The sequence below is a fragment of the Streptomyces sp. B8-7 genome, from assembly GCF_058833805.1.
The window spans coordinates 1,369,803-1,394,185 of sequence record NZ_JBYRRL010000001.1; the positions used below are offsets into that span (position 1 = coordinate 1,369,803).

20 protein-coding genes are annotated in these 24,383 nt (G+C 73.7%); 16 read left to right on the top strand and 4 right to left on the bottom strand.

Annotated elements, in window-relative coordinates; translation table 11 throughout:
• Positions 1-265: 265 nt before the first annotated feature.
• The 4 genes from AC5K6T_RS05690 to AC5K6T_RS05705 form a co-directional block, all read right to left on the bottom strand.
• A complete protein-coding gene (locus AC5K6T_RS05690; RefSeq protein ID WP_493206192.1) occupies positions 266-2,701 on the bottom strand; it encodes a transglutaminase TgpA family protein in 2,436 nt (811 codons plus the stop codon).
• Complete coding sequence (locus AC5K6T_RS05695; RefSeq protein WP_493206194.1) at positions 2,701-4,077, bottom strand: DUF58 domain-containing protein; 1,377 nt, start codon at positions 4,075-4,077, stop codon at positions 2,701-2,703. The genes AC5K6T_RS05690 and AC5K6T_RS05695 overlap by 1 nt, the downstream gene beginning before the upstream one ends.
• On the bottom strand, positions 4,077-5,132 hold the full coding sequence (locus AC5K6T_RS05700) for an AAA family ATPase (protein ID WP_493206195.1): 1,056 nt from the start codon (positions 5,130-5,132) through the stop codon (positions 4,077-4,079). The genes AC5K6T_RS05695 and AC5K6T_RS05700 overlap by 1 nt, the downstream gene beginning before the upstream one ends.
• Positions 5,133-5,371: 239 nt before the next feature.
• Positions 5,372-5,926: a beta-class carbonic anhydrase gene (locus tag AC5K6T_RS05705; RefSeq protein WP_493206197.1), complete on the bottom strand. Its 555-nt coding sequence runs from the start codon at positions 5,924-5,926 to the stop codon at positions 5,372-5,374.
• 426 nt (positions 5,927-6,352) lie between these two features.
• Here AC5K6T_RS05705 and rsmH point away from each other — a divergent pair, with 426 nt between their 5' ends.
• The 16 genes from rsmH (at position 6,353) to AC5K6T_RS05785 (ending at position 24,328) form a co-directional block, all read left to right on the top strand.
• Positions 6,353-7,309, top strand: a complete 957-nt coding sequence (rsmH, locus tag AC5K6T_RS05710; RefSeq protein ID WP_493206198.1) for a 16S rRNA (cytosine(1402)-N(4))-methyltransferase RsmH — start codon at positions 6,353-6,355, stop codon at positions 7,307-7,309.
• A 40-nt stretch (positions 7,310-7,349) separates the two neighbouring features.
• A complete protein-coding gene (gene ftsL, locus AC5K6T_RS05715; protein ID WP_493206199.1) occupies positions 7,350-8,117 on the top strand; it encodes a cell division protein FtsL in 768 nt (255 codons plus the stop codon).
• A gap of 5 nt (positions 8,118-8,122) precedes the next feature.
• Complete coding sequence (locus AC5K6T_RS05720; RefSeq protein ID WP_493206201.1) at positions 8,123-10,090, top strand: peptidoglycan D,D-transpeptidase FtsI family protein; 1,968 nt, start codon at positions 8,123-8,125, stop codon at positions 10,088-10,090.
• Between the two features lie 39 nt (positions 10,091-10,129).
• Entirely contained in the window at positions 10,130-11,785 is a 1,656-nt protein-coding gene (locus AC5K6T_RS05725) for a UDP-N-acetylmuramoyl-L-alanyl-D-glutamate--2,6-diaminopimelate ligase (protein WP_493206203.1), read from the top strand.
• Positions 11,786-11,789: 4 nt separating this feature from the next.
• Positions 11,790-13,220: a UDP-N-acetylmuramoyl-tripeptide--D-alanyl-D-alanine ligase gene (locus tag AC5K6T_RS05730; RefSeq protein WP_493206204.1), complete on the top strand. Its 1,431-nt coding sequence runs from the start codon at positions 11,790-11,792 to the stop codon at positions 13,218-13,220.
• The gene (mraY, locus tag AC5K6T_RS05735; RefSeq protein WP_493207366.1) at positions 13,220-14,290 is read left to right on the top strand and encodes a phospho-N-acetylmuramoyl-pentapeptide-transferase; all 1,071 of its coding nucleotides are present in this window, start codon (positions 13,220-13,222) and stop codon (positions 14,288-14,290) included. The genes AC5K6T_RS05730 and mraY overlap by 1 nt, the downstream gene beginning before the upstream one ends.
• A complete protein-coding gene (murD, locus tag AC5K6T_RS05740; protein WP_493206206.1) occupies positions 14,272-15,732 on the top strand; it encodes a UDP-N-acetylmuramoyl-L-alanine--D-glutamate ligase in 1,461 nt (486 codons plus the stop codon). The genes mraY and murD overlap by 19 nt, the downstream gene beginning before the upstream one ends.
• A gap of 20 nt (positions 15,733-15,752) precedes the next feature.
• Entirely contained in the window at positions 15,753-17,129 is a 1,377-nt protein-coding gene (gene ftsW, locus AC5K6T_RS05745) for a putative lipid II flippase FtsW (RefSeq protein ID WP_493206208.1), read from the top strand.
• Between the two features lie 6 nt (positions 17,130-17,135).
• Positions 17,136-18,233 carry an undecaprenyldiphospho-muramoylpentapeptide beta-N-acetylglucosaminyltransferase gene (gene murG, locus AC5K6T_RS05750; RefSeq protein WP_493206209.1) on the top strand — a complete coding sequence of 366 codons (1,098 nt, stop codon included), beginning with the start codon at positions 17,136-17,138 and terminating at the stop codon, positions 18,231-18,233.
• A 52-nt stretch (positions 18,234-18,285) separates the two neighbouring features.
• Positions 18,286-19,080 carry a cell division protein FtsQ/DivIB gene (locus AC5K6T_RS05755; RefSeq protein ID WP_493206211.1) on the top strand — a complete coding sequence of 265 codons (795 nt, stop codon included), beginning with the start codon at positions 18,286-18,288 and terminating at the stop codon, positions 19,078-19,080.
• A gap of 279 nt (positions 19,081-19,359) precedes the next feature.
• Entirely contained in the window at positions 19,360-20,553 is a 1,194-nt protein-coding gene (gene ftsZ / locus AC5K6T_RS05760; RefSeq protein ID WP_493206213.1) for a cell division protein FtsZ, read from the top strand.
• Entirely contained in the window at positions 20,550-21,281 is a 732-nt protein-coding gene (gene pgeF, locus AC5K6T_RS05765) for a peptidoglycan editing factor PgeF (RefSeq protein WP_493206215.1), read from the top strand. The genes ftsZ and pgeF overlap by 4 nt, the downstream gene beginning before the upstream one ends.
• A gap of 6 nt (positions 21,282-21,287) precedes the next feature.
• Positions 21,288-22,007 carry a YggS family pyridoxal phosphate-dependent enzyme gene (locus AC5K6T_RS05770; RefSeq protein WP_493206217.1) on the top strand — a complete coding sequence of 240 codons (720 nt, stop codon included), beginning with the start codon at positions 21,288-21,290 and terminating at the stop codon, positions 22,005-22,007.
• Positions 22,008-22,135: 128 nt separating this feature from the next.
• Complete coding sequence (locus tag AC5K6T_RS05775) at positions 22,136-22,777, top strand: cell division protein SepF (protein WP_493206218.1); 642 nt, start codon at positions 22,136-22,138, stop codon at positions 22,775-22,777.
• A gap of 59 nt (positions 22,778-22,836) precedes the next feature.
• The gene (locus tag AC5K6T_RS05780) at positions 22,837-23,124 is read left to right on the top strand and encodes a YggT family protein (protein ID WP_493206219.1); all 288 of its coding nucleotides are present in this window, start codon (positions 22,837-22,839) and stop codon (positions 23,122-23,124) included.
• A 55-nt stretch (positions 23,125-23,179) separates the two neighbouring features.
• Positions 23,180-24,328, top strand: coding sequence for a DivIVA domain-containing protein (locus AC5K6T_RS05785; RefSeq protein WP_493206221.1), 1,149 nt, complete (start codon positions 23,180-23,182; stop codon positions 24,326-24,328).
• Positions 24,329-24,383: the final 55 nt, after the last annotated feature.

The following is a 24,383-nucleotide window of genomic DNA, read 5'->3' on the forward strand; positions in this document are numbered from 1 at the left end:
GAGGCGCCCGCGCCCCCGCCGACGGGCCACCTCGGGCCTTCTCCAGCACGTAGGCCCGGCGAGGGTGCCTTCCGGCGCCTGAGCGCCTCCGCCCGCCCACGACACCCCGCCGGCCCCCGGACCGGCCGCAGGGCGGGCCCCGGGGGCGAGGCGGCCGGGCCCCCGGGGCCCGCACCGGTGCCCGCCCGGTAGAGCTCACGCCCCGCCGCGGCCCGCACCCCGGCCGAGGGGTGCGGGCCGCGACGGGGCGGACGAGGGACGGCCGTCAGGCGCCGCGCTGTCCCGACGGGCGCCGCGGCGGGGACGGCAGGCGAGCCGCCAGCCGCCGCCTGAGCGAGGCCCACCGGGCGGCGAGGCCCCACACCGCCCGGACGGCGGAACGCGGCGCGAGCGCCGCGCGCACCCCCGCCCACCGGCCGGCCCGCGCCCGCAGCGCGGCCCGCACCCGGTGCACGTCGTCCGCGAGCCCCGGCACGGCCCGCGGCCGCGGCGCGAACAGCGCCTGCTCCACGGCGCCCGCCACCCGGTGCACCGACCCGGCCGCCGCCTCGTCCAGCCCGCCCAGCCGCACGATCCGCTCCGCCGCGCGGCGCGGGGTGAGCGCGTCGTCCGGCGGGATGCCGTAGTCCCAGGCGGTGTCCTGGAGCTCGGCCCAACCGTCCAGCACCCGGCCGGCGGCGGCCTCCGCCGCGGCGCCCGGGTCCGGCCCGGCCGGCCCCGCCGCGGCCGGTCCGTGCCGTGCCGGGCCCAGCCGCACCGCACGCCGTCTGAGCCGGTACAGCATCGGCGCCAGCGGTACGGCGGCCGCCGCCAGCCCCAGCAGCGCCCACGCGGCGATCCGGTACCAGGGCGGACCCTCGCCGCCGGTGGAGCCGGCGTCCGGCGGCAGCGCCCCCGCACACGCGTCCTGGCGGCGGTCCACCGCCGCGCAGCTGCTGCTCTGCGAGGGCTCCGCGGACGCCTCCGGGCCCGTCGGCCGCACGTCCTCCGGCGCCTCCACGTCGGTGTTCTGCGACGTGTCGGGCAGGGTGTACGGCGGTGTGGTGCCACGGCTCGGCGTCGGCTCGAAACGCGTCCAGCCCGCACCCTCGAAGTACAGCTCCGGCCAGGCGTGCGCGTCGCGCAGCCCCACCGCGACCGTGCCGTCCGCCTGCGGCGTCCCCGGCGCGAAGCCGACCGCCACCCGGGCGGGGATGCCCAGCGAGCGGGCCATGGCCGCCATGGCGAACGAGAAGTGCACACAGAAGCCCCGCCGGTCCGCCAGGAACCGCCCGATGGCGTCGCGGTCCTCACCGACCTCCACGTCGGTGTCGTACCGGAAGCCGCCGCTGACCGCGAAGTAGTCCTGCAGCGCGACCGCCTGCTCGTAGCGGCTCGACGCGCCCAGGGTGACGTCGCGGGCGGTGCGGGCCACCACCTGCGGCACCCCGTCGGGCATCTCCGTGTAGGCGCGCCGGATCGCGGCGGGCGCCTCGGGCGCCGCGGCCAGCTGCTGCGCCGTCGGCCGCACCTCCAGGCTGGTCACGTCGTACGTCTTGCCGCGGGTGCTCTCCCCGCGGTCGCCGTTCACCGTCATGCCCACCGGCTCGTACCGCCAGCGGCCGTCGATGCGCACCCCGCTCGGCGGATACGGCATCGGCAGCCAGTCCTGCGCATAGGAGTCGGCGGCCGCGATCCGGGTGTGCACCTCGGCCCGCCGCACGTCCGGGCCGAGCCCGACCGGGGTGGGGAACTCGTCCGGCACGTCGACGGTGTGCCGCCGGGCGGGCCGCCAGGTGGTGCCGTCGAAGGAGTCCAGGGAGGTGATCCGCAGGTAGGGGCCGGACACCTCCTCGGAATCGGTGCGCAGCACCAGCACCGTGCGGTCCTGGTCCACGTTGAGGCTGTCGTGCAGCGACACCAGCAGGTTCACCGAGGTGACGGCGCCGGATCCGGAGCCGGAACCCACCCGGGAGCCTGCCGGGTCCAGCAGCCCGCCCCGCATCGCGGGCAGGGCCAGTGGCACCACGAGTGCGACCCCCAGCGCGACCGCGCCGATCCGCCGGCCCGAGCGCACCGGCGCCACCGCCGAGCCCGGCGCGGACAGCGTGCCCGCCGTGCGCGGGCCGCCGGTGAAGACCCGGCCCCACTGCGACAGCCGGTCGCGGCCCTCCGCCAGCAGCAGTATCAGATAGCCGCCGGCCGCCAGCAGGAACCACACCCAGCCGCCGGCCCCGTCCGCCAGCCCCGCGGCGACCGAGTACAGCGCCAGCAGCGGGAGCCCGGCGGGCGCGGCGCTGCGGTAGGTGACCGCCAGCGCGTCCACCATCAGCCCGATCACCACCACCCCGGTGACCATCATCAGCTGGATGCCGTCGGACAGCGGCGCCGGGATCGCGAACCGCTCCACGTCCTGCGCGCCCTGGCCGAACAGGTCGGCGAAGCGCCCGAACGCCGTCGGCCCCGGAAGGAGCCCGGCGAAGGCCTGCGCCCGGGCGAAGGACAAGGTCAGCAGCAGCAGCGACACCAGCACCTGCGCGGCCACCGTCAGCGCGCGGGCCAGCGGCACCCGGCGGGCGGCGGCCCCGACACCGGTCTGCACCGCCAGCAGCACCGCCGCGTGCGGCAGCCACGCCGGGGTGTCCACCAGCGGCAGCAGCGCACACGACGTCAGCAGGGTGGCGGCGAGCGCGCACAGCGCCGTCCTGGCCCGCCCGCTCATCAGGCCCCCTCCCCGGCGGCGGCCGGGGCGGCACCGGCCGCGGCCAGTCCCGAACGCTCCCGGTCCGCCTGCCGCCACAGCTCGCCCAGCCCGGCGCCCCGCGGGACGGCCGCCACCGTCCAGCCGGACTCCCGCAGCAGCCGCGGCCCGTCCCCGCCCCGGTCGCCCGCAGCCGCCGCGCCGGACGGCTCGCCCGTCCAGCCGGCGCTGTCCAGCACGAAGGCGAGGGCGCCGCCGCTGCGCCGGCTCATCCTGGCGGCCACCGCCGCCTGCTCCTCGTCCAGGTCGCCCAGGAACGCCACCAGCAGACCCTCGTTCCCGCCGCGCAGCACGTCGTAGGCGCGGGACAGGCCGGTGCCGTCCGAGTGGTCGACGACGGCGAGCGTGTCCATCAGCAGCCCGGCCGTGTCCGCCGACTCCGGGCCGCCGCCCGCGAACCCGTCGGCGCCCTCCCCGGGCACCGAACTGCCGGTGTCCGTCAGCAGCCGCACCGAGTAGCCCCGCTCCAGCAGGTGCACCAGCACCGACGCGGCGCCCGACACCGCCCACTCGAAGGCGGAGTCGGGGCCCGCGCCGACGTAGGCCGAGGCACGGGTGTCGAGGAGGACCGTGCAGCGGGAGCGCTGCGGCTGCTCCTCGCGGCGCACCATCAGCTCGCCGTGCCGGGCGGTCGAACGCCAGTGGACGCGGCGCAGGTCGTCGCCGTAGCGGTAGCCGCGCGGGATCACGTCGTCCTCGCCGGCCAGCGCCGGCGACCGCTGCCGTCCGTCGCCGTACCCGTTGGCCTCACCGGTCAGCCGCACCCGCGCCAGCGGCTCCACCCGCGGGATCACCGTGAGCGTGTCGTACGCCGAGAAGGACCGGGTCAGCTCGCACATCCCGAACGGGTCGGCCAGCTGCAGCTGGAGCGGCCCCAGCGGGTAGCGGCCGCGCAGGTCGGAGCGGACCCGGTAGGACACCTCGCGGTGGCCGCCCGGCTCGACCCGGTCCAGCACGAAGCGGGGACGCGGTCCGAGGACGTAGGGCACCCGGTCCTGGAGCATGAGCAGGCCGGTCGGCAGCCGCGACACGTTGTCCACGCGCAGGTGGACGCGCGCCTCGGAGGCTGCGGGCACCCGCGCGGGGGACAGCCGGCGGCTGCCCGCCACCCGGTAGCGGGTGCGGTGGAGCACGGTCGCGCACAGCAGCGGAAGCACGGACAGCAGCAGGCCGACCCGCAGCAGCTCGGCCTGGCCGAGCACGTAGGCGCACGCGGCGGCGGCGAGGCCGGCCGCGAGGAAGGAGCGTCCGCGGGTGGTCAGGCCGGCCAGCGCGGTGCGTACCGCGCCCCGGCCGTCGCCGTCCGCCTCCGCACGGCTCGCCGCCGGGCCGCTCATCACAGCCTCCGCGGCGTCTGCCGGCCGTACCCCGCCGTGCCGCCGCCCTGCCCGGGCGCGGCGGGCACCGGGGTCTGCCGCAGGATCTCCCGCACGACCTGCTCGGAGGTGCGGCGGTTGAGCTGCGCCTGCGCGGTGGGCAGCAGCCGGTGGGCCAGCACGGCCGCCGCGAGCGACTGCACGTCGTCCGGCAGCGCGTACTCGCGGCCGTCGAGGGCGGCGGCGGCCCTCGCCGCGCGCAGCAGATGCAGCGTCGCGCGCGGGGACGCGCCGAGTCTGAGGTCGGGATGGGTGCGGGTGGCGGCGACCACGTCGACGGCGTACCGCCGCACGGTCTCCGCGACGTGCACCCCGCGCACGGCCTCGACCAGCTTCACGATCTCGTGGGCGTGCGCCACCGGCTGGAGGTCCTCCAGCGGGCTGACACCCCCGTGCACGTCGAGCATCTGCAGTTCGGCCTCGGCGCTCGGGTAACCGATGGAGACCCGGGCCATGAAGCGGTCGCGCTGCGCCTCGGGCAGCGGGTAGGTGCCCTCCATCTCGACCGGGTTCTGGGTGGCCACCACCATGAAGGGGCTGGGCAGCTCGTGGCTCTGCCCGTCGATGGTGACCTGGCGCTCCTCCATCGACTCCAGCAGCGCGGACTGGGTCTTGGGGGAGGCGCGGTTGATCTCGTCGCCGATGACGATCTGGGCGAAGACCGCGCCCGGCTTGAACTCGAAGTCCCGGCGCTGCTGGTCCCAGATGGACACCCCGGTGATGTCCGAGGGCAGCAGGTCGGGCGTGAACTGGATGCGGCGCACCGAGCAGTCGATGGACCGCGCCAGCGCCTTGGCGAGCATGGTCTTGCCGACGCCGGGGACGTCCTCGATCAGCAGGTGCCCCTCGGCGAGCAGCACCGTCAGTGACAGCCGGACGACCTCGGGCTTGCCCTCGATCACCGCCTCCATCGAGCGGCGCACCCGGTCCACGGTGGCGGTCAGGTCGGCCCCCACCGCTGCGTAGGACCGGGTGGGGGGACCCTCCTGGCTTGCTCGGTCGTCATAGGTCGTCACCCCGGCCCTCCTCGGCCCGTTCATCTGCCGGGCCGACGCTCTGTGACGCGAGACCGACCCACCCCGGAACACGGGCGGCACGCGGAAGTGGTTCCACGTGTCGCCTCCACCGCATTCTTGTTGCCGTTACCGGTTCGTGTCACTCGACTGTGGACAACTGGCTGCGATATGTCGGCTCCTAGGGGCTTTGTGCCCGTCGGGGCCGGGAGGATCCGAGCGGAACGAGCCGCGCCGCCGGGTCAGCCGGCGGCGGGGTCGACCTCCCGCAGCAGGCCCGTGCGCACGTCGAAGACGAAGCCGCGCACGTCGTCGGTGTGCAGCAGGAACGGCGAGGTCCGCACCCGCTGCATGGACTGCCGCACGTCCTGGTCGACGTCGCGGAAGGCCTCCACCGCCCAGGACGGCCGCTGCCCGACCTCCATCTCCAGGTCGTGCCGGAAGTCCTCGGTGAGTGACTCCAGGCCGCACCCGGTGTGGTGGATGAGCACCACGCTGCGGGTGCCGAGGGCGCGCTGGCTGATGGTGAGGGAGCGGATCACGTCGTCGGTGACGACGCCCCCCGCGTTGCGGATGGTGTGGCAGTCGCCGAGCTGCAGGCCGAGCGCGGCGTGCAGGTCGAGGCGGGCGTCCATGCAGGCCACCACGGCGACGTTGAGGACGGGCCGGGCGTCCATGCCGGGGTCGGTGAAGGCGGCGGCGTACTGCTCGTTCGCCTCGACCAGCCGGTCGGTGACCTTGCCGGCGTACTCCGTGGATGCCTCGGAGCCGGCGGGAACTGATGCAGAAGTCGTCATGCTGACGACGGTACTGGTCACCGCCTGCCCAGGCCCGTTGTGAGAGGGGACAAAGAATGCCATCGGGTCGTTGTTGTGAGGCACTGCACAGCCCCGGTGCGGCTCTCGGCGCACCGCCGAGGGGTCCTCGCGCCGCGGCCGCCCGGTCCGCTCCCGGCTCCGGCCGCGCCCCGGGGGACCCGCCGCGCGGCTCCGCGGAACCCCCGCGCGGCCCCGGCACGGCCCCCCGCGACCCCGGCGCGGTCCGCGTGGCGCCGGGGCCGCGGGGGGCCGCCGCCACGCGCGGGCCGGTTGATTGACCGCATCACCCCGTGGACTAAAGTGGCGCGAAGCGGCAGGCGAGGCCCTGCCCGCTCTCCACTTCTTCCCCACGAGGGCGGGGACCCGGCGGTGCGTACGGCCCCCGCCGGACCTGAGAGGGCCCCCTTGAGCAACAGTCGACACGTCCCGGTGATGCTCCAGCGCTGCCTGGACCTGTTGGCGCCGGCCCTGTGCCGGCCCGGTGCGGTCGTCGTCGACTGCACCCTCGGCCTCGGCGGCCACAGCGAGGCGCTCCTGACGCAGTTCCCCGAGGTCCGCCTGGTCGCCCTCGACCGGGACACCGAGGCGCTGCGCCTGTCCGGCGAACGCCTCGCCCCGTTCGGGGAGCGCGCCACGCTGGTGCACGCGGTCTACGACGAACTGCCCGAGGTGCTCGCCCGGCTCGGCCACGCGCGCGTGCAGGGCGTCCTGTTCGACCTCGGGGTCTCCTCCATGCAGCTCGACGAGGCCGGCCGCGGCTTCGCCTACGCCCAGGACGCCCCCCTGGACATGCGGATGGACCAGACGACGGGGATGAGCGCCGCCGAGGTCCTCAACACCTACCCGCCCGGCGAACTGGTGCGCATCCTGCGGGCGTACGGCGAGGAGAAGCAGGCCAAGCGGATCGTGTCGGCCATCGTCCGCGAGCGCGACAAGGAGCCCTTCAGCACCAGCGGCCGGCTGGTGGAGCTGATCCGGGACGCGCTGCCGCAGGCGGCGAAGCGCACCGGCGGCAACCCGGCCAAGCGCACCTTCCAGGCCCTGCGCATCGAGGTCAACGGCGAGCTGTCCGTGCTGGAGCGGGCCGTACCGGGCGCCGTCGCCTCCCTCGCGGTGGGCGGCCGGATCGCCGTGCTGTCGTACCACTCGCTGGAGGACCGGCTGGTCAAGCAGGTCTTCGCGGCAGGTGCCGCCTCCACCGCTCCGCCCGGACTGCCCGTCGTCCCCGAGCGGTACCAGCCCCGGCTCAAGCTGCTCACCCGCGGTGCCGAACTTCCCACCGAGGAAGAGATCGCGGAGAACAAGCGAGCGGCCCCGGCGCGTCTGCGCGGCGCCGAGCGCATCAGGGAGGACGTGGAGTGAGCCGGGCGACGGGGCGGACGTACCACCCAGGGGAGGGCCAGTGAGCGGGAGACCCCGGCTGAGGGGCCGGGCCGCACGGCTCGCGCGACTGCTGCCGTACGGCCCGGTCCGGGCCGCGCGCACCCCCTTCGTCCTCCTCGTCGTGCTGCTCCTCGGCGGCGGGCTGATCGGCCTGCTGGTGCTGAACTCCGCGCTCAGCGAGGGCTCCTTCCGCCAGGCCGACCTGCAGAAGGACACCAAGAACCTCACCGACCAGGAGCAGGCCCTGCAGCGCGACGTGGACGCCTACTCGGCCCCGGACGCCCTCCAGCGCCGGGCCCGGGAGCTGGGCATGGTCCCGGGCGGCGACCCCGCCTTCCTGGAGGACGACGGCACGGTGAAGGGCGTCCCGTCCCCGGCCGCCACGCCGCAGCAGGCCGCCGCCCGCTCCCCGCTCGTCCTCGCCCCCGAGGCGATGCCCGGCGCCGCCCCGCAGGAGGCCGCCCCCAAGGCCGCGAGCGCGCCGGCCCCCGGCGCGGACGAAGACGCCGCGGAGCCGGGCGGCGCGGAGCCGGGCGGCGCGGAGCCGGGCGGCGCGGAACCGGGCGGCGCGGAACCGGACCCGGCGGACCGGCCGTCACCCGGTACGGGGGCCGGCACCCCGACCGGCACGGAATCCGGCACCCGGCCGGGTGCGGCGACCGGCGCCGGGCCCCATCCGGAACCCGGCACGAAACCCGGCACGGAACCCGGCGCGAAACCCGGTGCGCAGCCCGGCGGGGCGTCCGCCGTGCCCCCGTCCACCCCTACCCCGACCCCCGGCAGGTGACGGAAGTGGCCGACAGTTTCGGCAGGCAGCCCCCGCGCCGGCGGGTCCCCGGCCCCGCGCGCCCCGCCCGCCCGGCCGGCCGCCGGCCCCGGGGCCCCGGGGCCCGGCCCGGCCGCCGGCCCGCGGCCCCCCGCCCCGCCGGCCCGCGCCCGCTGCGGCTGGGCAGCCCGCGCCCCCGGCTGCGCATGGTCGGCCTCGCCTTCACCCTCGTGCTGCTGACCTTCGTGGCCCGGCTGCTCCAGGTGCAGGCCGTCGACGCGAGCACCTACGCCGCGAAGGCGGAACAGAACCGGTACGTCGGCCAGGTGCTGGCCGCCGAGCGGGGCGAGATCACCGACCGCACCGGCGTCGCCCTGGCCACCAGCGTCGACGCCTACGACATCACCGCCGACCCCACCCTGTTCACCAGCGAGCAGCTGGGCGTGGCCGACGGCCCCGAGCAGGCGGCCGCGCTGCTCGCACCCATCCTCGGCCGCGGCCAGGCCGAGCTCGTGAAGAAGCTGCGGCCCGAGAACAGGGAACTGCGCTACGCCCTGCTCGCGCACCGCCGCACCCCCCAGGTCTGGCAGCAGATCAAGGACCTGAGGTCGGCCCTGGCCAGGAAGGCGCGGTCCGACCCCGCCACCGCCAACGTGCTGGCCGGCGTCTTCGCCGTCCCCAGCAGCAAGCGGGTGTACCCCAACGGCGACCTCGCCGCCGGGATACTGGGCTGGGTCAACGCCGAGGGCAAGGGCGGCGGCGGCATCGAGCAGCAGCTGGACGAGCAGCTCGCCGGCCGGGACGGCGAGATCCGCTACGCCCAGTCAGGCGGCCGCCAGGTGCCCACGGCCGGCTCCACCGAGACGCCCGCCGTGCCCGGCTCCGACATCGAGCTGACCATCGACCGCGACATCCAGTGGGCCGCGCAGAACGCCATCTCCCGGCAGGTCGCGGAGTCCCGCGCCGACCGCGGCTACGTCATCGTCCAGGACACCCGCACCGGCGAGATCCTCGCCATGGCCAACGCGCCCGGCTTCGACCCCAACGACCTCACCAGGGCGAACCCGGCCTCCCTGGGCAACGCGGCCCTGCTGGACGCCTACGAGCCCGGCTCCACGGCGAAGGTCGTCTCCATGGCCGCCGTCCTGGAGGAGGGCGCCGCCACCGCCGACACGCACGTCGTCGTGCCCAACCGGCTGCACCGCGGCGACCGCCTGTTCAAGGACGACATCGACCACCCCACCTGGTACCTCACGCTCAACGGGGTGCTCGCCAAGTCCAGCAACATCGGCACCATCCTCGCCACCGGGCAGCTCGGGAAGACGCAGGCCGAGGCCAACCGCGTCCTGTACTCCTACCTGCGCAAGTTCGGCCTGGGCAGCCCCACCGGGCTCGGCTTCCCCGGGGAGACCCGGGGCATCCTCGCCCCGCCGGAGAAGTGGTCCACCTCGCAGGCGTTCACCATCCCGTTCGGGCAGGGCGTGTCGGTCAACGCCCTGCAGGCCGCGTCCGTGTACTCGACCATCGCCAACGGCGGCGTCCGCGTCGAACCGACGCTGGTGCGCGGCACCAGGGGCCCCGACGGCCGGTTCACCCCCGCCGCCGAACCCGAGCGGACCCGGGTCGTCAGCGAGAAGACGGCCACGACCCTGGCCCGGATGCTGGAGTCGGTCGTGGACGACGAGGAGGGCACCGGCAACAAGGCCCGCATCCCCGGCTACCGGGTCGCCGGCAAGACCGGCACCGCCAACCGCGTGGACCCCGCCACCGGCAAGTACCACGGCTACACGTCCTCGTTCGCCGGCTTCGCCCCCGCCGACAAGCCGCGCGTCACCGTCTACTGCGTCATCCAGAACGCCACCAAGGGCAACTACTTCGGCGGCCAGATCTGCGGCCCGATCTACCAGCAGGTCATGACGTTCGCCCTCAAGACCCTCCAGGTCCCGCCCACCGGAGCCGCCCCCGCCGACCTGCCCGTGACCTACCGACCCTGACCCGATCTGATCGGCACTCGAACAGCCAGGAACCAGCCCGTGACAACGATCACCCCCGAACCCGGGAACCAGAGCACCTCCCGCCCCTCCTTTCGCCCCGGAGCGGGTGAGCCCGGTACGCTCACCGCCGTGCCACACGCTGATCAGTCCTCCACCACCCAGAGGGGCGCCGCCGCGGCCTATCCGGGACCCCCGCGGCCGGACCGGGCCGCCGCGACACCCCTCGCGGACCTCGCCGGCCGGCTGGGCGCCACCGCGCCCGAGGGAGCCGCCGAGGTCACGGGCATCACCCACGACTCGCGCGCGGTCCGCCCCGGAGACCTCTACGCGGCCCTGCCCGGTGCCCGCGTGCACGGCGCCGACTTCGCCGCCCAGGCCGCGGGCCTCGGCGCGGCGGCCGTGCTGACCGACCCGTCGGGCGCCGAGCGCGCCGCCGCGACCGGACTGCCCGTCCTCGTGGTGGACGCGCCGCGCGCCCGGATGGGCGAGCTGGCCGCCGAGATCTACGGCCGTCCCGGTGACGGCCTGCTCCAGATCGGCATCACCGGCACCTCCGGCAAGACCACCACGGCCTATCTCGTCGAGGGCGGTCTGCGCACCTCCCGCAGCAGCGGGCTGATCGGCACGGTCGAGATGCGCATCGGCGACGAGCGCATCAAGTCCGAGCGCACCACCCCCGAAGCCACCGACCTCCAGGCCCTGTTCGCGGTCATGCGGGAACGCGGTGTCGAGGCGGTCGCCATGGAGGTCTCCAGCCACGCCCTGGTGCTGGGCCGGGTGGACGGCTGCGTCTTCGACGTCGCCGTGTTCACCAACCTCAGCCCGGAGCACATGGAGTTCCACTCCGACATGGAGGACTACTTCCAGGCCAAGGCGCAGCTGTTCACCCCGCGGCGCAGCAGGCTCGGCGTGGTCAACCTCGACGACGACTACGGCCGCAGGCTGGCCGCGCAGGCCACCGTCCCCGTCGTCACCTTCTCCGCGGAGGGCCACCCGGACGCCGACTGGCGCGCCGAGGACGTCGAAGTCGGCCCGCTGGACTCCACGTTCACCGTGCTCGGCCCGGACGGCGAGCGGATCGCCGCCCGCTCCCCGCTGCCCGGCCCGTTCAACGTGGCCAACACCCTCGCCGCGATCGCGGCCCTGGCCGCCGCCGGGTTCGCCCCGCAAAAGGCCGCCGACGGCGTCGCCGCGGTGCCGGGCGTGCCGGGCCGGCTGGAACGCGTCGACGCCGGCCAGCCCTACCTCGCGGTGGTCGACTACGCCCACAAGACCGACGCCGTGGAGTCGGTGCTCAAGGCGCTGCGCAAGGTCACCAAGGGCCGCCTGCACGTCGTCCTCGGCTGCGGCGGGGACCGCGACACCACCAAGCGCGGCCCGATGGGCGCCGCCGCCGCGCGGTTCTCCGACACGGCCGTGCTGACCTCCGACAACCCCCGCTCGGAGGATCCCCTGGCGATCCTCGCCACCATGCTCCAGGGCGCGGCGTCCGTGCCCGCGTACGAGCGCGGCGAGGTGCTGCTGTTCGAGGAGCGGGCGGCCGCGATCGCCGCCGCCGTGCAGCGTGCCCGCCCCGGCGACACCGTGCTCGTCGCGGGCAAGGGCCACGAGCAGGGCCAGGACATCGCCGGTGTGGTCCGCCCCTTCGACGACCGCCAGGTGCTCCGCGAAGCTATCCAGCAGACCCAGGGATGAACTTGTGATCGCCCTCTCCCTCGCCGAGATCGCAGCAGCCGTCGGCGGGCAGACGTACGACATACCGGACCCGGCCGCCCAGGTCACCGGGCCGGTCGTCCGGGACTCCCGCGAGGTGGTGCCCGGCAGCCTCTTCGTCGCCTTCGCCGGCGAGCACGTCGACGGCCACGACTTCGCACGGGCCGTCGTCGAGGCGGGCGCGGCCGCCGTGCTGGCCTCCCGGCCCGTCGGAGTCCCCGCCGTCGTCGTCGACGACGTCCAGGCCGCCCTCGGCGCCCTCGCCCGCCATGTCGTGGCCCGGCTCGGCGCGACCCTCGTCGCCCTCACCGGCTCCGCGGGCAAGACCAGCACCAAGGACCTGATCGCCCAGGTCCTCCAGCACCGGGCGCCGACCGTGTGGACGCCCGGATCGTTCAACAACGAGATCGGGCTGCCGCTGACCGCGCTCAGCGCCACCGAGGAGACCCGCTTCCTCGTCCTGGAGATGGGCGCCCGCGGCATCGGCCACATCCGCTACCTCACCGGCCTGACCCCGCCGCGGATCGGCGTGGTGCTCAACGTCGGCACCGCCCACATCGGGGAGTTCGGCGGCCGCGAGCAGATCGCCCGGGCCAAGGGCGAACTCGTCGAGGCGCTGCCCGCCGCGGAGGACGGCGGCACGGCCGTCCTCAACGCCGACGACCCCCTCGTACGGGCCATGGCCTCCCGCACCAGGGCGAAGGTCGTCCTGTTCGGCGAGAGCGACGAAGCGGACGTACGTGCCGAGAACGTACGACTCACGGACAGCGGACAGCCCGCGTTCAGGCTTCACACACCCTCCGGTGCAAGCGATGTGACCATGCGCCTGTACGGTGAGCACCACGTGTCGAACGCGCTCGCCGCGGCCGCCGTCGCCCATGAGCTGGGCATGTCCGCGCAAGAGATCGCCACCGCGCTCTCCGGGGCGGGCACCCTCTCCCGTTGGCGGATGGAGGTCACCGAGCGCCCGGACGGCGTGACGATCGTCAACGACGCCTACAACGCGAACCCCGAGTCCGTGCGAGCCGCGCTGCGTGCGCTCGCGGCGATGGGCGAGGCCGCCGAGGCCAAGGGGGGGCGCACCTGGGCGGTGCTCGGCAAGATGGCCGAACTCGGGGACGAGGCGCTCGCCGAGCACGACGCGGTCGGACGGCTCGCCGTCCGGCTCAATGTCGGCAGGCTCGTCGCGGTCGGGGGCAGGGAAGCCGCCTGGCTGCAACTGGGCGCATATAACGAGGGTTCGTGGGGTGAGGAGTCGGTGCACGTGTCCGACGCACAGGCGGCGGTCGACCTGTTGCGCAGCGAGCTGCGCCCGGGGGACGTCGTGCTCGTGAAGGCGTCCCGTTCGGTCGGTCTGGAGACGGTGGCCCAGGCGCTGCTGGAGACCGGTGCCGAGGGTGAGGTCGCCTCCCGATGATGAAGCAGATCCTGTTCGCGGGAGTCATTGGCCTCTTCCTCACCCTGATCGGCACCCCGCTGCTGATCAAGCTGCTGGCGCGCAAGGGCTACGGGCAGTACATCCGCGACGACGGCCCGCGCGAGCACGCCAGCAAGCGCGGTACGCCGACCATGGGCGGTATCGCCTTCATCCTGGCCACGGTCGCCGCGTACTTCCTGTCCAAGGTCATCACCGGCTACTCGCCGACCTTCTCGGGCCTGCTGGTGCTCGGCCTGATGGTCGGCATGGGCCTGGTCGGCTTCCTCGACGACTACATCAAGATCGTCAAACGGCGTTCGCTCGGGCTGCGGGCCAAGGCGAAGATGGCCGGCCAGCTGATCGTCGGCATCGGCTTCGCGGTGCTCTCGCTGCAGTTCGCGGACGCCCGCGGCAACACCCCGGCCTCCACCAAGCTGTCGTTCATCACCGACTTCGGCTGGACCATCGGCCCGGTGCTGTTCGTGGTCTGGGCGCTGTTCATGATCCTCGCCATGTCGAACGGCGTGAACCTCACCGACGGCCTCGACGGCCTCGCCACCGGCGCCTCCGTCCTCGTCTTCGGCGCCTACACCTTCATCGGCGTCTGGCAGTTCCAGGAGTCCTGCGCCAACGCGCAGACCCTCACCAACCCCGGCGCCTGCTACGAGGTGCGCGACCCGCTCGACCTCGCCGTGGTCGCCTCCGCGCTGATGGGCGCCTGCCTCGGCTTCCTGTGGTGGAACACCTCGCCCGCCAAGATCTTCATGGGGGACACCGGCTCGCTCGCACTCGGCGGTGTGCTCGCGGGACTGGCCATCTGCTCCCGCACCGAACTGCTGCTCGCCATCCTCGGCGGCCTGTTCGTCCTGATCACCATGTCCGTGGTCATCCAGGTCGGCTCCTTCCGCCTGACCGGAAAGCGCGTCTTCCGGATGGCGCCGCTGCAGCACCACTTCGAACTCAAGGGCTGGTCCGAAGTGCTCGTCGTGGTCCGCTTCTGGATCATCCAGGGCATCTGTGTGATCGTCGGACTGGGCCTCTTCTACGCGGGATGGGCAGCGCACAAGTGACCTCCTCGGTGTCCTCGGACCACGCCGCACCCGCCGAACTGCGCGGCCGGCGCGTCACCGTCGCCGGACTCGGCGTCTCCGGCGTGCCGGCGGCCCGTGTGCTGCACGCGCGCGGCGCCGACGTCACCGTCGTCAACGACGGCGACGACGCCCGCGCCCGCGAACAGGCCGCCGAACTGCGCGCCCTCGGCGTCGCCGTCCGCCTCGGCGACGGCGACACCCTGCCCGAGGGCACCGAGCTGATCGTCACCGCGCCCGGCTGGAAGCCCGGCAAGCCGCTGTTCGCCGCGGCCGCCGCCGCCGGCGTGCCCGTGTGGGGCGACGTCGAACTCGCCTGGCGGCTGCGCGGCCAGGACGGCCGCACCCCCGCGCCCTGGCTCTGCGTCACCGGCACCAACGGCAAGACCACCACCACCCGGATGCTCGCCGCCATCCTCCAGGCGGCCGGCCTGCGCACCGCCGCCGTCGGCAACATCGGGGTCTCCCTGCTCGACGCCGTCCTCGGCGAGGAGGAGTACGACGTCCTCGCCGTGGAGCTGTCCAGCTACCAGCTGCACTGGGCGCCCTCGCTGCGCGCCCACTCCGCCGCCGTGCTCAACCTGGCCCCCGACCACCTCGACTGGCACGGCTCCATGGAGGCGTACGCCCGCGACAAGGGCCGGATCTACCAGGGCAACCGCGTCGCCTGCGTCTACAACGCCGCCGACCCGGCCACCGAGGACCTGGTGCGCGAGGCCGACGTCGAGGAGGGCTGCCGGGCCGTCGGCTTCACCCTCGGCACCCCCGGACCCTCCCAACTCGGCGTCGTGGACGGCATCCTCGTCGACCGCGCGTTCGTGGCGAACCGCCAGAAGAACGCCCAGGAGCTCGCCGAGGTCTCCGACGTCCGCCCGCCCGCCCCGCACAACATCGCCAACGCCCTGGCCGCGGCCGCCCTCGCCCGCGCCTGGGGCGTGCCCGCCCACGCCGTCCGCGACGGGCTGCGCGCCTTCACCCCGGACGCCCACCGCATCGCCCACGTGGCCGAGGTGTCCGGCGTCGCCTACGTGAACGACTCCAAGGCCACCAACACGCACGCCGCGCAGGCCTCGTTGGCGTCCTACGACCCGGTCGTGTGGATCGCGGGCGGCCTCGCCAAGGGCGCCACCTTCGACGAACTGGTGGCGGCCTCCGCCGAGCGGCTGCGCGCCGTCGTGCTGATCGGTGCCGATCGGGGGCTGATCCGCGAGGCCCTCGCGCGACACGCCCCCGAGGTACCCGTCGTCGACCTCGACCGGACCGACACTGGGGCGATGCTCCAGGCCGTCCAGGAGGCCCAGCGGCTCGCGCGGCCCGGCGACACCGTACTGCTGGCCCCCGCCTGCGCCTCCATGGACATGTTCGCCAACTACACCAAGCGCGGTGACGCGTTCGCGGAGGCGGTTCGCGAACTCGGCGCCTGACCGACGTAGCGGAGGCGCTGATGCCCAGTAGCCGTACCGGCCGCCGGCCGCCCGCCCAGCGGGCGGCCGCCCGGCCCCCCGCCCCCCGCACCTCGCGCGACAACCCGCTGCTCCGTCTCCACACCCGCGCCCGCAAGGCCTGGGACCGGCCGCTGACGGCGTACTACCTGATCCTCGGCGGCAGTCTGCTGATCACCGTGCTGGGTCTGGTGATGGTCTACTCGGCCTCCCAGATCAAGGCGCTGCAGATGTCCCTGCCCGGGTCGTACTTCTTCCGCAAGCAGCTGCTGGCCGCCGCCATCGGCGCCGGACTGCTGGTCGCCGCCTCCCGCATGCCGGTCAGGCTGCACCGGGCGCTCGCCTACCCGATCCTGGCCGGCGCCGTCTTCCTGATGGCGCTGGTGCAGGTCCCCGGGATAGGGATGTCGGTCAACGGCAACCAGAACTGGATCTCCGTCGGCGGCCCCTTCCAGCTCCAGCCCAGCGAGTTCGGCAAGCTCGCCCTGGTGCTGTGGGGCGCCGACCTGCTCGCCCGCAAGCAGGACAGGAAGCTGCTCACCCAGTGGAAGCACATGCTCGTCCCGCTCGTCCCGGTGGCCTTCCTGGTGCTGGGGCTGATCATGCTCGGCGGGGACATGGGCACGGCGATCATCCTGACCGCGATCCTGTTCGGCCTGCTCTGGCTGGCCGGGGCCCCCACCCGGCTGTTCGTCGGGGTGCTCTCGGTGGCCGCCGTGATCGGCGCGGTCCTGATCCGTTCCAGCTCCAACCGCATGGCCCGGCTGGCCTGCCTCGGCGCCACCGAACCGCAGAACGGCCCGGTCGACTGCTGGCAGGCCGTGCACGGCATCTACGCCCTCGCCTCCGGCGGCATCTTCGGCTCCGGACTCGGAGCGAGTGTGGAGAAATGGGGCCAACTGCCCGAAGCGCACACCGACTTCATCTTCGCCGTCACCGGGGAGGAACTGGGCCTGGCGGGGACGCTGTCGGTCCTCGCCCTGTTCGCCGCTCTAGGCTATGCGGGTATCCGCGTGGCCGGCAGCACGGAGGACCCCTTCGTCCGGTACGCCGCGGGAGGCGTGACCACCTGGATCACGGCCCAGGCCGTGGTCAACATGGGTGCGGTGCTCGGCCTGCTGCCGATCGCCGGCGTCCCCCTGCCGCTGTTCTCCTACGGGGGATCCGCCCTGCTGCCGACCATGTTCGCCATCGGGCTGCTGATCGCCTTCGCGCGCGACGAGCCCGCTGCGCGGGCGGCGCTTGCGATGCGGCAACCCCGCTTTGGTAGAAAGCGGGGGGTGGGGGTCTCCGGGGCGGGTGCGTCCGGAGACGGCAGTCCCCGCAGATGGAACACGATGCGACGGCGCGCGACCGCGCGCCCGTCCGGAGAGCGGTGAATTTCGGTGCATGTCGTACTCGCCGGTGGGGGGACCGCCGGCCACATCGAGCCCGCGCTCGCCCTCGCGGACGCCCTGCGCAGGCAGGACCCGACCGTGGGGATCACGGCCCTCGGCACGGAGCGGGGCCTGGAGACCCGGCTCGTCCCCGAGCGCGGCTACGAACTCGCGCTCATCCCGGCGGTACCGCTGCCGCGCAAGCCCACGCCCGAACTGATCACCGTACCGGGCCGGCTGCGCGGCACGATCAAGGCCGCCGAGCAGATCCTGGAGCGCACCAAGGCCGACGCCGTCGTCGGCTTCGGCGGCTATGTGGCGCTGCCCGGCTACCTGGCCGCCAAGCGCCTCGGCGTGCCGATCGTCATCCACGAGGCGAACGCCCGTCCGGGCCTGGCCAACAAGATCGGCTCGCGCTACGCCGCCCAGGTCGCCGTCTCCACCCCCGACAGCAAGCTGCGCGGCGCCCGCTACATCGGCATCCCGCTGCGCCGCTCCATCGCCACCCTGGACCGGGCCGCCGTGCGCCCCGAGGCCCGTGCCGCCTTCGGGCTCGACCCGAACCTGCCGACGCTGCTGGTCACCGGCGGCTCCCAGGGCGCGCGCCGGCTGAACGAGGTCGTGCAGCAGGTCGCCCCCTGGCTCCAGCAGGCGGGGATCCAGATCCTGCACGCGGTCGGCCCGAAGAACGACCTGCCGCAGGTACAGCAGATGCCGGGAATGCCCCCTTACATCCCGGTAAGTTATCTGGACCGGATGGACCTCGCGTACGCCGCGGCCGACATGATGCTCTGCCGCGCCGGCGCGATGACCGTCGCCGAACTCTCCGCCGTCGGGCTCCCTGCCGCCTACGTCCCGCTGCCCATCGGCAACGGCGAGCAGCGGCTGAACGCCCAGCCGGTGGTCAAGGCCGGCGGCGGCCTGCTGGTCGACGACGCGGACCTCACCCCCGAGTGGGTGCAGCAGAACGTCCTGCCCGTGCTCGCCGACCCGCACCGGCTGTACCAGATGTCCCGCGCCGCCGGGGAGTTCGGCCGGCGCGACGCCGACGAGCTGCTCGTCGGCATGGTGTACGAGGCGATCGCCGCCCGTCGTGCACATCCGTAGCGAACACAGCGGCGCGTGAGGCTCGGGCGAACGGGCCCCGGAAGGAGCGTGCGTGGCCGGATCGACCACCGCCGAGCGCGGTGACCGTCAGCAGGAACCGTCCGGCCCGCCGTCCGCGCGGCGCCCCGGCCGGCGCCGCCTGCGCCTGGCGGTCGCCGCCGCGGCCCTCACCGTGCCGCTCGCGGCGGGCGGCGTCTGGCTGCTGTACGGCTCCCCGTGGCTGCGCGTCGAGCGGGTCACGGTCTCCGGCACCGAGGTACTCGGGCCGCGTCAGGTGCGCGACGCGGCCCGGGTCCCGGTCGGGGACCCGCTGGTCTCGGTCGACACCGACGCCGTCGCGGACCGGCTGCGCCGGGAACTGCCCCGGATCGACACCGTGGACGTGGTCCGCTCCTGGCCGCACGGCATCAGCCTGCAGGTGACCGAGCGGACGCCGGTCCTGCTGATCGCCCAGGGCAAGGATTTCGTCGAAGTCGACGACGACGGTGTCCGCTTCGCCACGGTCCCCGAGGCACCCGAGGGCGTTCCGCTGCTCGACGTGACCGTCTCCCGGTCCGCCTCGGCCGCCGCCAGCCTGCGCCGCTTCGGCGAACCACGGCTGGTCCGGGAGGCGGTGCGGGTGGTCGGCGCGCTGCCCGCCCCGGTCGCCCGCGCCACCCGGACCGTCGAGGTGCGCTCCTACGACGCCATCTCGCTCAGGCTGGCCGACGGGCGGACCGTCGCCTGGGGGAGTGCCGAGAAGGGGCGCGCGAAGGGCCGTACGCTCTCCGCACTGATGAAAGCGGCCCCGGGGGCGCGGCACTTCGACGTGAGTGTTCCCACCGCCCCCGCGTCATCAGGGAGTTGACGCACATCAGCGCAGGCCAGCACCCTGGTTGGGCACTGCTACGGCTGATCACATAGGGTGAAAAGAAAAACGGGAGGTTCGGCGTGTTCGTTGAACGCGCGCCACTTGTCGACTTAGTGTCTCGTTCAGAAGACTTCAAGGAACAGACACACTGGTAACCCTAAACTTCAGCGTTAGGGTTCGGGTCGGCGCTACGGACCGTCCCATTCGGCATCTGTCGTCGGAGCGCGGGGGACCGCGCTGCGGCGGCAACGTAATTCGAGGCGAGAGGCCTTCGACGTGGCAGCACCGCAGAACTACCTCGCAGTCATCAAGGTCATCGGTGTCGGCGGCGGTGGTGTCAATGCCATCAACCGGATGATCGAGGTCGGTCTCAAGGGTGTCGAGTTCATCGCCATCAACACCGACGCGCAGGCGCTGTTGATGAGCGACGCCGACGTCAAGCTGGACGTCGGCCGTGAACTCACCCGCGGACTCGGCGCCGGAGCCAACCCGGCCGTCGGCCGCAAGGCCGCCGAGGACCACCGCGAGGAGATCGAGGAGGTCCTCAAGGGGGCCGACATGGTCTTCGTCACCGCCGGTGAAGGCGGCGGCACCGGCACCGGCGGCGCGCCCGTCGTGGCCAACATCGCCCGCTCGCTGGGCGCGCTCACCATCGGCGTCGTCACGCGCCCGTTCACCTTCGAGGGACGGCGCCGCGCGAACCAGGCCGAGGACGGCATCGCCGAGCTGCGCGAAGAGGTCGACACCCTCATCGTCATCCCGAACGACCGGCTGCTGTCCATCTCGGACCGCCAGGTCTCGGTCCTCGACGCCTTCAAGTCGGCCGACCAGGTGCTGCTCTCCGGCGTCCAGGGCATCACCGACCTGATCACCACCCCCGGCCTGATCAACCTGGACTTCGCCGACGTCAAGTCGGTCATGTCCGAGGCCGGCTCGGCCCTCATGGGCATCGGCTCCGCCCGCGGCGACGACCGCGCGGTGGCCGCGGCCGAGATGGCGATCTCCTCGCCGCTGCTGGAGGCCTCCATCGACGGCGCCCGCGGCGTGCTGCTCTCCATCTCCGGCGGCTCCGACCTCGGCCTGTTCGAGATCAACGAGGCCGCCCAGCTGGTCAGCGAGGCCGCCCACCCGGAGGCCAACATCATCTTCGGTGCGGTGATCGACGACGCGCTCGGCGACGAGGTGCGGGTCACCGTGATCGCGGCCGGGTTCGACGGCGGCCAGCCGCCCGCCAAGCGGGACAACGTCCTCGGCTCCTCCTCGGTCAAGCGGGAGGAGCCCGCGCCGCCGGCCCGGCAGGCCGAGACCCGCCCGGCCTTCGGCTCCCTGGGCAGCGTCAAGCCCAAGGAGGAGCCGGAGCCCGCGCCCGAGCCGGTCGCCGACCTTCCGGTCGCCCCGCCGGTCCCGTCCTCGCGGAGCTACGCGGACAGCGCGGCCGAGGAACTGGACGTCCCGGACTTCCTCAAGTGATAGGACAGCGCGAGAGCGTGAGCGGCGCGCACTTCGCCTTCACCGACCGGTGGGGCGGGGTGAGCGCCGCTCCGTATGAGGAGCTCAACCTCGGCGGCGCCGTCGGCGACGAGGCCGACGCGGTGCGCGCCAACCGCGAGCTGGCCGCCGGGGCGCTGGGCGTCGACGCGGCCCGCGTGGTCTGGATGAACCAGGTGCACGGCGCGGCCGTGACCGTCGTGGCCGGACCCTGGCCGGCCGGCGCCGCCGTCCCCGAGACCGACGCGCTGGTCACGGCCGTGCGCGGCGCGGCCCTCGCCGTCCTCACCGCCGACTGCGTGCCCGTCCTGCTCGCCGACCCGGTCGCCCGGGTCGCCGCGGCGGCCCACGCGGGCCGGCCCGGGCTGGTCGCCGGGGTGGTGCCCGCCGCCGTCCGCGCGATGACCGCGCTCGGCGCCGATCCGGCGCGGATCGCCGCCCGCACCGGTCCCTCGGTGTGCGGCCGGTGCTACGAGGTGCCGGAGGCGATGCGCGCCGAGGTCGCCGCGGCGGAACCGGCGGCGTACGCGGAGACCTCCTGGGGCACACCCGCGGTCGACGTGGCCGCCGGCGTGCACGCGCAACTGGAGCGGCTCGGGGTCGGCGACCGGGCGCAGTCCCCGGTGTGCACGCTCCGGTCGCCGGACCACTTCTCGTACCGTCGCGACCGCACCACCGGACGGCTCGCGGGCTATGTGTGGCTGGACTGATGGGGCATGACGGACCGTAAGCACGAACTCGCCGCGAACCTGGCGAAAGTGGAGGAACGGATCGCCGCCGCCTGTGCGGCGGCGGGCCGGCCGCGCGAGGACGTGACGCTGATCGTCGTCACCAAGACCTACCCGGCGGACGACGTGCGGATCCTGTCCGGGCTGGGGGTGCGGCATGTCGCCGAGAACCGCGACCAGGACGCCGCCCCGAAGGCCGCCGCCTGCGCGGATCTGCCCCTCACCTGGCATTTCGTCGGTCAGTTGCAGACCAACAAGGTGCGTTCCGTGGCCGCCTACGCCGATGTGGTGCAGTCGGTCGACCGGGCCCGGCTGGTGACCGCGCTCTCCCGGGAGGCCGAGCGGACCGGGCGCACGCTGGGCTGTCTGATCCAGGTCGCGCTGGACGCCGGCGAGCGCGACCGCGGGGAGCGGGGCGGGGTCGCCCCCGCCGGAATCGAAGAACTGGCCGACCTCGTCGCCCGTTCGCCGGGACTGCGGCTGGACGGGCTGATGACCGTGGCACCGCTGACCGGCGAGTTCGCCGGGCGCCGACGAGCCGCGTTCGGGCGGTTGATGGATTTGTCGACTGGCCTGCGCCGGGCCCATCCGGCTGCGAACATGGTCTCGGCAGGGATGAGTGCGGACCTGGAGGAGGCCGTGGCGGCCGGGGCGACACATGTACGCGTCGGCACCGCGGTACTCGGAGTCCGCGCCGGGCTCGGGTAACGTCGCCAGGAAGTCGGACCACAGCAGAAAATATGGTCATTGCCACCGAAAGGCGGCGCAACGACCTCGTGGATCGCGGGCACTTGAGAGCCAACGGTCGATCCACCACAGAGCGGAGGACTCAGAGCATGGCCGGCGCGATGCGCAAGATGGCGGTCTACCTCGGCCTCGTGGAGGACGATGGGTACGACGGCCGGGGGTTCGACCCCGACGACGACTTCGAGCCCGAACTCGACCCCGAGCCCGAGCGGGAGCACCGGCGGCACGAGCCGTCGCATCCGCCGCACGTCGCACATCAGTCCCAAAGGGACGAAGAGGTGCGAATCGCGCAGCCTCCCGCGCCGCGTGAACCGGTCGCCCGATCCGCTTCGCTCGCCGCGGAATCCGGCCGCCCGGCCCGCATCGCGCCCGTGGCGTCCATCACACAAGAACGTCAGAGCCTGGAGAAGAACGCACCGGTGATCATGCCCAAGGTCGTGTCGGAACGAGAGCCGTACCGGATCACCACACTTCACCCGCGGACCTACAACGAGGCCCGTACCATCGGGGAACACTTCCGTGAGGGCACCCCGGTGATCATGAATCTGACTGAGATGGACGACACAGACGCCAAGCGACTTGTCGACTTTGCGGCGGGTTTGGTGTTTGGTCTTCACGGCAGCATCGAGCGGGTGACGCAGAAGGTGTTTCTGTTGTCGCCTGCTAACGTCGATGTCACGGCGGAGGACAAGGCCCGCATCGCAGAGGGCGGGTTCTTCAACCAGAGCTGAGACGCACCGCCGGAACGACAGCACGGAAACAGGGAACAGGGGAGAGGGAAGCACCGGTCATGAGCGTGGTTCTGCAGGTTCTCTACATCGCGCTGATGGTGTTCCTACTCGTGCTGATCTTCCGGTTGGTCATGGACTACGTCTTCCAGTTCGCCCGCTCGTGGCAACCCGGCAAGGCGATGGTGGTCGTTCTGGAGGCCACCTACACTGTCACCGATCCACCGCTCAAGCTTCTGCGGCGGGTCATCCCGCCGTTGCGTCTCGGGGGCGTGGCGCTCGACCTGTCCTTCTTCGTACTGATGATCATCGTCTACATCCTGATCACGCTCGTGCGGAGCGCGATGTGAGCGATGTGACAGCTACGGTCTTGCCGACTGCCGACGAATACGTTGAGGTGAAGAGATGCCGTTGACCCCCGAGGACGTGCGGAACAAGCAGTTCACGACCGTCCGCCTCCGAGAAGGCTATGACGAGGACGAGGTCGATGCCTTCCTCGACGAGGTCGAAGCCGAACTGACCCGACTGCTCCGCGAGAACGAGGACCTGCGCGCCAAGCTGGCCGCGGCCACGCGTGCCGCCGCGCAGAACCAGCAGAACATGCGGAAGCCTCCAGAACAGCAGGACGGGCCGCCGCAGGGCATGCGAGGCCCCGGCGCTCCGGTGCCGGCCGGCATATCGGGCCCGCCGCAGCAGCAGATGGGCGGCCCCATGGGCGGCCCGCCCCAGCTGCCGAGCGGTGCCCCGCAGCTGCCCGCCGGTCCCGGCGGTCAGGGTCCGCAGGGTCCCGGTCCGATGGGCCAGGGTCCCGGGCAGATGGGCCAGGGCCAGATGGGCCAGGGTCCGGGGCAGATGGGCCAGGGTCCCGGTCCGATGGGCCAGCCTCCCATGCCGCAGCAGATGGGCGGCCCCATGGGTGGTCCGATGGGCGGCGGTCCGATGGGCGGTGCTCCCGGCGGCGACAGCGCGGCCCGCGTGCTCTCGCTGGCCCAGCAGACCGCCGACCAGGCGATCGCCGAGGCCCGTTCCGAGGCCAACAAGATCGTCGGTGAGGCTCGCAGCCGCGCCGAGGGTCTGGAGCGGGACGCCCGTGCCAAGGCCGACGCCCTGGAGCGGGACGCCCAGGAGAAGCACCGTGTCGCGATGGGCTCCCTGGAGTCCGCCCGCGCCACGCTGGAGCGCAAGGTCGAGGACCTGCGTGGCTTCGAGCGCGAGTACCGGACGCGTCTGAAGTCGTACCTGGAGTCGCAGCTGCGCCAGCTGGAGACCCAGGCCGACGACTCGCTCGCCCCGCCGCGCACCCCGGCCACGGCGTCCCTGCCGCCGTCCCCGGCGCCCTCCATGGCCCCGGCCGGCGCGAGCGCCCCGTCCTACGGCGGCAACGCGCCGATGGGCGGCGCCCCGGCTCCGTCCGCTCCGTCCTACGGCGGCCAGCAGCAGATGTCCCCCGCGATGACCCAGCCGATGGCCCCGGTCCGGCCGCAGGGTCCGTCCCCGATGGGTCAGGCTCCGTCTCCGATGCGCGGCTTTCTGATCGACGAGGACGACAACTGACGTACGTCAGTACGGTGTAGACGCCGGCAGCGTTCACTCAGGGGCGGGCCCCGGA